The 11087-nt window shown below is 73.7% G+C and carries 11 protein-coding genes and 1 pseudogene; 6 read left to right on the top strand and 6 right to left on the bottom strand.

From position 1 onward, the window contains the following. Positions 1-51: 51 nt before the first annotated feature. A complete protein-coding gene (locus tag EF918_RS25705; protein WP_125650969.1) occupies positions 52-540 on the bottom strand; it encodes a MarR family winged helix-turn-helix transcriptional regulator in 489 nt (162 codons plus the stop codon). A gap of 100 nt (positions 541-640) precedes the next feature. Between EF918_RS25705 and EF918_RS25700 the strand changes: the two genes are divergently transcribed. The 4 genes from EF918_RS25700 to EF918_RS25685 all read left to right on the top strand — a co-directional run bounded on the left by EF918_RS25700 (position 641) and on the right by EF918_RS25685 (position 4667). Then, positions 641-1042, top strand: a complete 402-nt coding sequence (locus EF918_RS25700; RefSeq protein WP_125650967.1) for an HGxxPAAW family protein — start codon at positions 641-643, stop codon at positions 1040-1042. A 224-nt stretch (positions 1043-1266) separates the two neighbouring features. Beyond that, a complete protein-coding gene (locus EF918_RS25695) occupies positions 1267-2337 on the top strand; it encodes a glycine betaine/L-proline ABC transporter ATP-binding protein (protein ID WP_125650965.1) in 1071 nt (356 codons plus the stop codon). Further along, on the top strand, positions 2330-4135 hold the full coding sequence (locus EF918_RS25690; protein ID WP_125650963.1) for an ABC transporter permease/substrate binding protein: 1806 nt from the start codon (positions 2330-2332) through the stop codon (positions 4133-4135). Before EF918_RS25695 ends, EF918_RS25690 begins: the two co-directional genes overlap by 8 nt. Positions 4136-4316: 181 nt before the next feature. After that, positions 4317-4667 (top strand): hypothetical protein, encoded by a 351-nt coding sequence (locus tag EF918_RS25685; protein ID WP_125650961.1) that lies wholly within the window; start codon positions 4317-4319, stop codon positions 4665-4667. Here EF918_RS25685 and EF918_RS25680 read toward each other — a convergent pair. The 3 genes from EF918_RS25680 to EF918_RS25670 form a co-directional block, all read right to left on the bottom strand. After that, positions 4660-5079: a VOC family protein gene (locus tag EF918_RS25680; protein WP_125650959.1), complete on the bottom strand. Its 420-nt coding sequence runs from the start codon at positions 5077-5079 to the stop codon at positions 4660-4662. The genes EF918_RS25685 and EF918_RS25680 overlap by 8 nt on opposite strands. Before the next feature lie 64 nt (positions 5080-5143). Then, complete coding sequence (locus tag EF918_RS25675) at positions 5144-5380, bottom strand: hypothetical protein (protein WP_125650957.1); 237 nt, start codon at positions 5378-5380, stop codon at positions 5144-5146. Positions 5381-5467: 87 nt separating this feature from the next. Beyond that, on the bottom strand, positions 5468-6637 hold the full coding sequence (locus tag EF918_RS25670) for a hypothetical protein (RefSeq protein ID WP_125650955.1): 1170 nt from the start codon (positions 6635-6637) through the stop codon (positions 5468-5470). A gap of 201 nt (positions 6638-6838) precedes the next feature. Between EF918_RS25670 and EF918_RS25665 the strand changes: the two genes are divergently transcribed. Continuing rightward, complete coding sequence (locus EF918_RS25665) at positions 6839-8191, top strand: M64 family metallopeptidase (protein WP_125650953.1); 1353 nt, start codon at positions 6839-6841, stop codon at positions 8189-8191. Between the two features lie 25 nt (positions 8192-8216). On the opposite strand, the gene EF918_RS25660 is transcribed toward EF918_RS25665, so the two are convergent. Next, positions 8217-9695: a glutamate--cysteine ligase gene (locus tag EF918_RS25660; protein ID WP_125650951.1), complete on the bottom strand. Its 1479-nt coding sequence runs from the start codon at positions 9693-9695 to the stop codon at positions 8217-8219. Between the two features lie 170 nt (positions 9696-9865). On the opposite strand from EF918_RS25660, the gene EF918_RS25655 reads away from it, so the two are divergent. Beyond that, a complete protein-coding gene (locus EF918_RS25655; RefSeq protein WP_125650948.1) occupies positions 9866-10702 on the top strand; it encodes a class II glutamine amidotransferase in 837 nt (278 codons plus the stop codon). On the opposite strand, the pseudogene EF918_RS37220 reads toward EF918_RS25655, so the two are convergent. Continuing rightward, positions 10672-11087, bottom strand: a pseudogene (locus tag EF918_RS37220) (NAD-binding lipoprotein); the annotation flags it as partial. The gene EF918_RS25655 and the pseudogene EF918_RS37220 overlap by 31 nt on opposite strands.

Raw genomic sequence — 11087 nt, 5'->3', positions numbered from 1 at the left:
CCCGCCGGCGCACGCCCCCGCCACGGCCCGCCGCGCCCCTGCCCGGCGGCCTCAGCCCGGCGACAGCCGCCCGGAGCGGATGTCCTCCAGATGCGCCCGGGCCTCGGCGGCCGCCCGTTGGAACCAGTCCGCGATGACCGCCACCTCGTCCGGGGTGTACTGCGCGAACACCGCGGCGAGCCGCGCGTACATCGGCTCGTAGACCGCCACGACCCGCGCCGCGGCCGTCGGGTCGGGCACGACCCGGACCCGGCGGCGGTCCGCCGGATCGGGGCGGCGGTGCGCGTACCCCGCGCGTTCGAGCCGGTTGAGCACGCCGGTGACGGCCCCGGTGGTGAGGTTGGCCCGCTCGGCCAGATCGCCGGCGCCCAACGGGGTGTCCCCCGCGCCCAGGATGTAGCCGAGGCAGGTCAGATCGGTGACGTTCAGCCCGAGGAGCTGCGCCACCTCCTGCTGACCGACGACCCCGAGGGCCATGTACGTGTCCATGCCCTGGATCGCCTCCGCGGCCGTCGCCGGGGGGCGGGTCTTGCCCTGCACCGCAATACTCCTTAGCATCTAAGTTACTTAGCTCGTGAGATAAAACGCCGACCGAACCGAGAACCGCAGGCCCTCGCGAGCACGGACCCATGGAGAGCTTATGAGCGCGCACGGCGATGTCGACCTCGGCCACACGGTGGCCGGCTGGAGCGGCACGGCGGTGGCCCTGCTCGGCACCACGGGGGCGGGCGCCGCCCTCTGCGCGGGCCGGCCGGCCGGAGTCTGGGCCGGCCTCGCGGTCGTCGCGGCCGGAGCGCTGCTCACCTGGGCGCTGCACCTGGCCGGCTGGGGCAAGCCGACCGGCCCCCGGCCGGCCGGCGGCCGGGACTGGCGGGTGCGCGACACCCGGGCGCACGGCGGCCACCCCGACTGCCTCGGCTGCCGCCTGGCGGGCCGCGGCACCCGCCGCACCTCCCGCACCCGCCCCGCGATCACGGCGTCGGGCAGTCCGGCGGCCAGAGAACTGGGCACGTATACATACGCAACGAGCGATGAGTCATAGAGCCCCTGAGTGCCATCACCCCCTGGCTCCCAGCCCCTCACCAACGTGAACTAGATCACCTTTGCGTTTGCTCTCGTTAAGGGCAGGGCAGGTGGGGCACCGGAGCAGGTCAGGGCACCGGTCGACACCGACCGGTGGCCCCGACGGCGGGCGGATCCCGTCGGCTCCACGGCGTGCCGCTGGGGGCGGAGGCGCGCCGGTCCGGTTCTACCCGTGAGGTGTATGTGTCCAGGCTGCAGGCCGAGCACGTGTTCAAGGTGTTCGGTTCCCGACCCGACGAGGCGGTGCGCAGACTCAAGGAAGGCGCGGAGCGCGACGCGCTGCGGGCCGACGGAACGACCGCAGCGGTGATCGACGCCTCCTTCAGCGTCGCGCCCGGCGAGATCTTCGTCGTGATGGGCCTGTCGGGCTCCGGCAAGTCCACCTTGCTGCGCATGCTCAACGGACTGCTGACCCCCACCGCGGGCCGGGTCCTCTTCGACGGCCAGGACCTGGCCGCCCTCGACGAACGTGAGCTGCGCCGGGTCCGCTCCACCCGGATCAGCATGGTCTTCCAGCACTTCGCCCTGTTCCCGCACCGCAGCGTGCTGGAGAACGCCGCCTACGGACTGGAGGTCCAGGGCGTGCCGCGCGCGGAGCGGGAGGAGCGCGCCGCCGAGGCGCTGGAGCTGTGCGGGCTGGCCGGCTGGGAGCGCTCCTGGCCGGACGAGCTGTCCGGCGGCATGCAGCAGCGCGTGGGGCTGGCCCGGGCGCTGGCCACCGACGCCGACCTACTGCTGATGGACGAGTCGTTCAGCGCCCTCGACCCGCTGATCCGCCGTGACATGCAGGACCAGCTCCTGGAGCTCCAGCAGCGGCTGCGCAAGACCATCGTGTTCATCACCCACGACCTCAACGAGGCGATGCGGCTGGGCGACGGCATCGCCGTGATGCGCGACGGGCGGATCGTCCAGCTCGGCACCGCCGAGGACATCCTGTCCCGGCCGGCCGACGACTACGTGGCCTCCTTCGTGCAGGACGTCGACCGCTCCCGCGTCCTGACCGCGCGGGCGGTGATGACCCGCACCGCGGAGCCCGAGCCGCACGGGCCCGGGTGCGGTTGCCCGACGGTGGCGCCGGACACGCCGCTGGGCGAGCTGTGCGCCGTGAGCGCCCGGGTGCCGCACCCGGTCGTGGTGCGCGGCGCCGACGGCTCGGTGGCGGGCGTGGTGCCGCGGCAGCGGCTCGTCGGTCTGCTCGGCGACGAGCAGCGAGCCCCGCTGACCTGCGCCGGGGCGGTGACGGCCGGTGCCTAGGATCCCGCTCGGCCGGTGGACCGACAGCGCGGTCGACTTCCTCCAGCACCATCTGTCCTGGCTGTTCGACGCCGTGAGCACGGTGGTGACCGGCCTCTACGACGGCGTGGGCGCGGTGCTCGGTGCCCCGCACCCGCTGGTGTTCGCGGGCATCCTGGCAGTCGCCGCCTGGTGGCTGCGCGGGTTGCTGGCCGGTGTGCTGGCCTTCGCCGGTTTCGCCCTGGTCGACTCCGTCGGGCTGTGGGCCGAGGCCATGGCGACCCTGTCGCTGGTGCTCGTGGCCACCCTGGTCACGCTGGTGATGGCCGTACCGCTGGGCGTGTGGGCGGCCCGGTCCGCCCGGGTCGGCGCCGTGCTGCGGCCGGTGCTGGACTTCATGCAGACCATGCCGGCCATGGTCTACCTGATCCCCGGCATCGTCTTCTTCGGCGTCGGCGTGGTGCCCGGCATCATCGCCACCATCGTCTTCGCGCTGCCGCCCGGCGTCCGGATGACCGAGCTGGGCATCCGGCAGGTCGACGGCGACCTGGTCGAGGCGGCCGAGGCCTTCGGCACCACCCCGCGCCACACCCTGCTGCGGGTCCAGCTCCCGCTGGCCCTGCCCACGATCATGGCGGGCGTCAACCAGGTCATCATGCTGGGCCTGTCCATGGTGGTCATCGCCGGCATGGTCGGCGGCGGGGGCCTCGGCGGCGCCGTGTACAAGGCGATCGGCAGCGTCGACATCGGCCTCGGCTTCGAGGCGGGTCTGTCCATCGTCATCCTGGCCATGTACCTGGACCGGATGACCGGCGCGCTGGGCCGGCAGGTCTCGCCGCTGGGCCGCCGGGCCGCCGCCAAGGCCCGGGCACTGACCGGCGGGGCCCGCCTGTGGCAGCACCGGCCGCGCCCGGCGTACGCCGTCACGGGCGTGGTCGTCCTCGCCCTGCTGGCCGGGGCGCTCAGCGGCCTCGGCGGCTCCCGCACGGACGGGCCCACCGGAGCGGCCGACGTCGGCCACGGCCGGAAGGTGTCCCTCGGCTACATCCCGTGGGACGAGGGCATCGCCTCGACCTTCCTGTGGAAGGAGCTGCTGGAGCGGCGCGGGTTCCAGGTGGAGGCGCGTCAGCTGGAGCTGGGCGCGCTGTTCACGGGGCTGGCCGCCGGCCAGGTCGACGTGCAGACCGACGCCTGGCTGCCCGTCACGCAGGCCCAGTACTGGCAGAAGTACGGCGCCGAGCTGGACGACCTCGGTGCCTGGTACGGCCCGACCAGCATCGAGATCGCCGTCCCCTCCTACATCGAGGGCGTGGACTCGCTGGCCGACCTCAAGGGCCGCTCGGCGCAGTTCAAGGGCCGGATCATCGGCATCGAGCCGAGCGCCGGCGCGATGGCCAAGCTCAAGGACCAGGTGCTCGGCGGGTACGGGCTGGCCGGCGAGTACCAGGTGGTGGACGGTTCCACGCCGGGCATGCTGGCCGAGCTGAAGCGGGCCTACGCGAAGAAGGAGCCCGTCGCCGTGGTGCTCTGGTCGCCGCACTGGGCGTACGCCTCGTACGACCTGCGCAAGCTCAAGGATCCGCAGGGCGCCTTCGGCACCGGTGACGGCATCCACAGCCTGTCCCGCAAGGGCTTCGCCGCCGACCGGCCGGAGGTGGCGCGCTGGCTGAAGGACTTCAGGCTGACGGAGGACCAGCTCACCTCCCTGGAGGCGGAGATCCAGCGCACGGGCAAGGGCCGCGAGCAGGAAGCGGTCCGGGCCTGGCTGGACGAGCACCGGGAGCTGGTGGACACGCTCGCGCCGCTGCCGGCCGCCTGACGGCGCGACACGGGATCGCCGTGGCCGGGACCTGGGGGTTCCGGCCGCGGCGTATCGATTCTCCATGGTCCGTTCGGGTGGCTCCCGCTCCGTCCGCGCGTACGCGCGCGCGACGGATGGGCAGCAAAGGGGCGACCGGCCGTCCGGCCGGCACACCAGCCCGCTCCCGAGAGGAACCCCCGTGCGTCTGCGCACCTCCCTGGCCGCTGCCCTCGGCGCCTTCGCCCTCGTCCTGACCCTGCCGACCTCCTCCCAGGCGGCCGCGATCGGCGAGTTCCAGTACTCCTACGTCGGCCTGGACGGACGGACCCACTTCCGGATCCTGCTCGACCCGGACAGCCGTGAGTGCATCACCCTCCCCGAGGTCGCCGACCCGGCCGCGTCGGAGCCGGCCCACTCCCCGCGCAACCGCACCGCTTCCACGGCGACGGTGTTCACCGAGGCGGAGTGCGAGGGCGATTTCTTCGTGCTGCGCCCGCTCACCGGCCGCGGCTCCGAGCGGCTGAAGCTCCGCTCCGTCGTCTTCAGCTGATCGCGACGAGTTCCACCTCGAAGCCGTCGGCGTCCGCCAGGTACGCGGCGTACGTACCCGGCCCGCCCGCGTGCGGATGACGGTCGGGGAACAGCAGCGCCCAGCCGCCGTTGCTGACCGCCCCGGCCGTCAGGAGGTCCACCAGCCGGTCCACCGCGGCCGCGTCCTCGACGTGGAACGCCAGATGGTTCAGCCCGGGCCGGAGCCGGTCGTGGTCCCCGGCGGTCATCGCCGGAGACTGCTCGAAGACCAGGTACGCCGTCCCGAGCCGCCAGCTGCGGCCGTGCTCCCACTCCTGGTACGGCGTCCAGCCCAGGGCCGTCAGCAACGGCCCGAAGGACGCCGTGGTCCGCTCCAGACTGGGCACCCACACCTCGACGTGGTGCAGCGTGCCGTGGACCGGCCCCGTCATGGAGCGCCTCCTGCCAGGTACGGCGGCCGTCCCCCGGCCGCGTCCGCCCCAGCCTACGGCCGGTTCACCGCTGTACGGCGGCCAGCACCGAGGCCGCGACGGTGCCGGTGGCGGCGACCGCCATACAGGTCCGGGGCCGCCCGGACAGCAGCCCGGCCACGAACGCCGGCACGGCGGGCCGGACCCCCGGGGACCGCAGGGCGCCGCAGCGCGCGCACCCGCTGTCGTGCTCCAGGACGTCGAGCCACAGCGCCCCGTCGAGCGGCGCTCCGGCGAAGACGTCCCCTTCGTCGACTTCCACACTCACACCCCGGTAACCGCCCCTGCCCCGGCCTGGCAACGGCGCCGTCCCGAGCCGAGACCCAACCGTTGCCGAACGGCGCCGGGTTCAGGGCTGGGAGAGCCGCTGGAACAGGGTGCCGATCGTGGCCCTGTCCGCGACCAGGGGCAGGGTGTCGAACGTGAGCTCCCACGCGCCGCCCGGGCCGAACCGCTCGACGATGCCGAACGGAACGTCCTTGCCGGTGGGGCCGGTGACCGTGCCGTGCCACTCGACGTAGGTGACCGACTCGCCGAACGCGACCTGGCCGGCCGTGAAGTCGAAGCGGCGCTCGGCGAAGAGGCGCTCCAGGTAGGCGGTCTTGCCGGCGTCGGTGGCCAGCGGGGCGGTGAGCCCGGGACCGCTGAGCGGCGCACGGCCCGTGCGGCCCGTCAGGGCCGCCACGTCGCCGTGGTTCCAGGCGGCCAGGCGGGCCTCGATCTCGTCCGCGCGGAACCGCTGGGGGGTGGCCCCGGTCACCCGGCCGCTGTCGGCGATGCCGTCGAAGAGCGGGCGCGGGCGCAGTTCGGGCGCGAGCGGGGTGAACAGGACGTAACGGTCGTAGTAGCGGCGGGCCTGGACGGTCCGGCCGTCGTCCCCCAGCAGGTTGCGGGCGATCTGCGGGTAGGCGATCTTCCGGCCCCGCAGCGTGACCTCGTTCCACTGGCCGAACATCATCACCGCCCCGTCGGCCACCACGGTGGTGCCGCCGTAGCGCAGGTCGGGTGCCAGGCGGAGGGAGTGGGTGATGGAGGTGCCGATCGCTTCCCGGCCGTGCTGCGGCGGGCCACCGGCCTCCCAGAGGGTGGCGTCCGGGTCGAAGATGTCGAGGTAGGCCTTGACCCGCGGGTGGGCGAGGTCGCCCGGGGCGGGCGGCGTACCGGTGGCCGTACTGCCGAAGGTGAGCTGACGCTTCATGAAGGCGCAGGCGTTGGGCGTGATCCGGCCCTCCAGCCGCTCGACCTCGGCGCGGACCTCCGCGCAGTCGACGCCCTGCCCGGCGGCCCGCCCGGGGGCCGCCGCCGGTGCCGCGGCCGCGGCCTGCGGTGCGGCGGGGCCGAAGGCCGTGCCCACGCCGACGGACAGCCCGGTCGCCAGGGCCGCCGCGAGCAGCGTGCGGCGGGCGGAGAGCGCGGCCCGGCCGGTGCCCGCGGGCCGTGCGGCGGCGGTCGCGGTGCCGGTGACGGTGGTGCTCGGGCGGGTGCGCACGGTGGGCTCGGTCCCCCGGTCGGCGTTCATCTGCGGTACTCCCGTGGTCGGTTCCGTTCGGTGGCACCACCCTCGCCGATCGTGATCACCGGGTCGATTACCCCAGAGGTAATCACGCCCAACTCCCCTGCCTTCAGGCCGAGTAGGGCATTGCCCGGGCCGGGCGGCGGCGCCTAGGTTGATCGCGCGCCGCGGCCCCGTCGGCGCCGGTCGATCCCCCGGAGGAGCCCCATGCGCCCGACGCTGCGCGCACTGACGACGACGGTCACGACGGCGGTGGCCGTCACGGCCGCCCTGGCCGTGGCACCCCCGGCGGCCGCCGGGCCGCCGCCGCCCGGCCCGGCGGCGCGCGTCGAGGTGGAGGTCCCCGGGCCGGAGTACGGCGGCGCCGCGGGCTCCGGCCGGGTCACGGTGCCGGCCGCGGGTGCGGGACGGGCGCAGGGGCGGCTGTCGGAGGCCGCGCGGGGCCTGGACGGCGAGGTCGTACGGCTGGTGGACAACGGGCCGTCGGCCGACCGGCTGGACGTGGTGGTCGTCGGGGACGGCTACACCGCGGCCGAGCTGGAGAAGTTCCACGCCGACGCCCGGCAGAAGTGGGAGGAGGTGACCGCCGTCGAGCCGTACACCACGTACCGCAACCTGTTCAACGTCTGGGCGGTCGACGCCGTCTCCCAGGACTCGGGCGTCTCCGGCGACCCCGGCAAGGACGTGGTGCGCGCCACGGCGCTCGGCTCGTCGTTCTGGTGCGACGGCATCGAGCGGCTGCTGTGCGTGGACCAGGCGAAGGTGGACTCCTACGTGGCCCGGGCACCGCAGGCCGACCTGGTGCTCGTCCTCGCCAACAGCACCAAGTACGGCGGCGCGGGCTACAACGAGGCCAGTCCCACGCTGGGCTACGAGGGCATATCGACCGTGTCCTCCGGGCACCCGAAGTCGGGGCAGATCGCGGTGCACGAGACCGGGCACTCGCTCGGCAAGCTCGCCGACGAGTACTTCTACGCCGACTACCCCGGCTACGAGCAGTACACCGGCCCCGAGCCCGGCGAGTCGAACATCTCGGTCCTCACCGCCGACGCCCTGGCCGCCCAGCGGGCCAAGTGGTACCGGTGGCTCGGCGAGCCCTCGCCCGACGGCGGGACGGTGGGCGCGTACGAGGGCGGCGGCTACTACGTCAAGGGCCTGTTCCGGCCGAGCGACAACTCGATGATGCGGTCCCTGGGCAAGCCGTTCAACCCGCCCGGGGTGGAGGCGATGATCGCCGGTTTCCACCGGCACGCCCGCACCGCCACCGCCCTCACCCCCACCGACCGCGTCCTGCGCCCCGGTGCCACCGCGCGGGTGGGCGTGCCCCGGCTGGCGGGGGCCGACGGGCGGCAGCTGACCGTCCGCTGGTTCCTCGACGGCCGGGAGCTGACCTGGTTCGCGGGCCGCGACCGGGTCCGGGTCGGGGAGCTGACGGTGTGGCTGCTCGACCACCGCGAGCACCGGCTGACGGCCCGGGTGAACGACGCGACCTCGGCGGTCCGCGATCCCCAGGTCGCCGCCTCCCTGACCTCGTCCGCAGGCTGGCGCGTACGCCTGTGAGCCCGGCGGCGGCGCCCCGGGCGGCTCAGTCCACGGGCCAGGTGTGCGCGGGGGCGTTCATGTGCATGTAGTCCATGTACTGGCGGGTCATCCGGCGCAGCGACTCGTGCCGGTTGCTGTGCAGGGTGTCGTCGAGGTGGTGGAAGGCCTCCGACTGCCAGGTCGCGCCGTTGTGCCCGGTGACGCAGCGCTGCTCGATGACGCCCAGCAGTGGCTCGCGCCAGGCGGCGTCCATGCCGGCGGCCTCCAGCCCGCGGTGGGCCAGCGGCAGCAGCCGGCGCAGCACCAGCTCCGCGGTGGGCACCTCGCCCATGCCCGGCCAGTAGAGGGAGGCGTCGATGCCGTGCCGGGCGGCGGTGTGCAGGTTGTCCTCGGCCGCGGCGAAGGACATCCGGGACCACACCGGGCGCTCCTCGGCGACCAGGGCGCGGGTCAGGCCGTAGTAGAAGGCGCCGTTGGCGAGGATGTCGGCCACGGTCGGCCCGGCGGGCAGGACCCGGTTCTCCACCCGGAGGTGGGGCTTGCCGTGGGCGACGGCGTAGACCGGGCGGTTCCAGCGGTAGATCGTGCCGTTGTGCAGGGTGAGCTCGGCCAGTTCGGGGACGTCTCCGGCGTCGAGGGTGGCGTGCGGGTCCTCGTCCTCGCACAGGGGCAGCAGGGCGGGGAAGTAGCGCTGGTTCTCCTCGAAGAGGTCGAACACGCTGGTGATCCAGCGCTCCCCGAACCACACCCGGGGCCGGACGCCCTGGACCTTGAACTCCTCGGGCCGGGTGTCGGTGGCCTGCTCGAACAGCGGGATCCGGGTCTCGCGCCACAGCTCCTTGCCGAACAGGAAGGGCGAGTTCGCGGCCAGGGCCACCTGGACCCCGGCGATGGCCTGGGCGGCGTTCCAGTAGGCGGGGAAGTCCTCCGGCGAGACCTGGAGGTGGAACTGGGTGCTGGTGCAGGCGGCCTCCGGGGTGATGGTGTCGGCGTAGGCGCGCAGCCGTTCGACCCCGTCGAGGGCGATCCGCAGGTCCTCGCCGCGGGCGGCGAACACCTGCTCGTTGAGCAGGTGGTAGCGCGGGTTCTCGGACAGGGCGTGCTCGCCGACGTCGCTCAGCCGGAGGGTCGGCAGGATCCCGATCATGATCAGGTGGGCGCCGACCTCGGCGGCCCGTGCCTCGGCGTGGTTGAGGGCGTCCCGGATCTCCTTCTCCCAGGCGTCCGGTCCCCCGGCGGTCAGCCCGCGCGGCGGGACGTTGATCTCCAGGTTGAACCGGCCCAGCTCGGTGGACCAGGCGGGGTCGGCGATCGCGGTGAGCACGTCGGCGTTGCACAGGGCCGGCAGTCCGGCGTCGTCCACGAGGTTGAGCTCGATCTCCAGGCCGACCTGGGGCCGGTCGGCGTCGAAGCGTGCCTCGCGCAGCATCCGGGCGAACGCGTCGAGGCAGGACCGTGTCTTCTCTCGGTAGCGGCGCCGGTCCTCTCGGGTGAACACCAGCGCCGGGACATCCCGTCCCATCGGGCCTCCCGGGTCCCCGGACGCAGGTCCGGGCCTCGTCGCACGCGTTCCGCACGCGTCGGAGCGTTCCCGCCTCCAGCGTCCCACGCCGCGCCCACCGGGGCACATGCGCCCGGCTCGACTACGCTCGAAGGGCGTGCGCGAGAGCGCCGTGAGAAAGGGGTCGTGCCGTGTGCCGATGGCTCGCCTACGCGGGAACGCCCGTCCTCCTGGACGACGTCCTCTACAAGCCCGCCCACTCGCTGATCGATCAGAGCCTGCGCTCCAAGCTCGGCGTCGAGACCACCAACGGGGACGGTTTCGGCGTCGGCTGGTACGGCGCGGACGGCACGGGCGAGCCGGCCGTGGTCCGCGACATCGGGCCGGCCTGGAACAACCGCAACCTGCGCGAGATCGCCGCGCACGTGCGGTCCTCCCTGTTCTTCGCCCACGTCCGCGCCTCGACGGGGACGGCGGTGCAGCAGACCAACTGCCATCCGTTCCGGCACGGCCGCTGGCTGTGGATGCACAACGGGGCGATCACCGACTTCCACCGGCTGCGCCGGGACCTGTGCATGGCCGTGGACCCGGCGCTGTTCGCGTCCATCGAGGGGTCCACGGACTCCGAGGTGATGTTCTACCTGGCGGTCACCTTCGGGCTGGACCAGGACGTGCCCGGGGCCGTGGCGCGGATGGCGGGCTTCGTGGAGCGGCTCGGCAAGGAGCACGGGGTGGAGAACCCGCTCCAGATGACGATCGCGGTCTCCGACGGCGTGCGGCTGTGGTGCTTCCGCTACTCCAGCGTCGGCCGGTCCCGGTCGCTGTACTACAGCGCCCGGCCGAAGACGGTCCGCGAGCAGCATCCCGATCTGCACTACCTGCGGGACGTCTCCGACACCACCCGGCTGATCGTCTCCGAGCCGCTCGGTGACCTGCCGGGGGTGTGGCACGAGCTGCCCGAGAGCAGCTACGCGGTGGTGCCGGCGGTGGAGAAGGACTACCTGCCGTTCTGGCCCGAGCACGCCTGACCCGGCTCGTCGGCCGGCTCCTGCGAGCGGCCGGTGAGCACGATGACGCTGTCCTCGGGCTCGAAGCACACCGCGGCGCTCTTGGGCGGGTTGATCCGGATGCCGTACGCGGGCGCCCGGGCGGCCTCGGCGCCGATCCGGTAGCCGAGGGCGGACTCGCCGCGGCGGCGGGCCGCCTCCACCACGGTGGCGAAGGAGACCTCGGCGCCGGCCCGGACGTACCCGGTGGCCGGGCGGAGGCAGATCTCGCTGCCGCCCGGGGAGAACAGCACGTCGAAGAGGCGGGCCAGGTCCCGGTTCTCGGCGATCTGGGTCAGCAGCAGAGCGATCAGCCGGCCGTTGACCACGAAGTCGTCGCCCTCGTCGATGGGGGCCAGCGCCCGGC

The sequence above is a fragment of the Streptomyces sp. WAC06614 genome (assembly GCF_003949795.1).
In the GTDB taxonomy this organism is placed as follows: Bacteria; Actinomycetota; Actinomycetes; order Streptomycetales; family Streptomycetaceae; genus Streptomyces.
Note: the sequence above shows the minus strand (reverse complement) of the source record. Positions and strands in the feature narration are given on the sequence as shown.

Bases quoted from the DNA above. Each gene is read 5' to 3' on its own strand.
- EF918_RS25660 (WP_125650951.1), bottom strand. From the start codon at position 9,695: ATGGGACGGGATGTCCCGGCGCTGGTGTTCACCCGAGAGGACCGGCGC.
- EF918_RS25680 (WP_125650959.1), bottom strand. From the start codon at position 5,079: ATGACGGGGCCGGTCCACGGCACGCTGCACCACGTCGAGGTGTGGGTG.
- EF918_RS25670 (WP_125650955.1), bottom strand. From the start codon at position 6,637: ATGAACGCCGACCGGGGGACCGAGCCCACCGTGCGCACCCGCCCGAGC.
- EF918_RS25700 (WP_125650967.1), top strand. From the start codon at position 641: ATGAGCGCGCACGGCGATGTCGACCTCGGCCACACGGTGGCCGGCTGG.
- EF918_RS25665 (WP_125650953.1), top strand. From the start codon at position 6,839: ATGCGCCCGACGCTGCGCGCACTGACGACGACGGTCACGACGGCGGTG.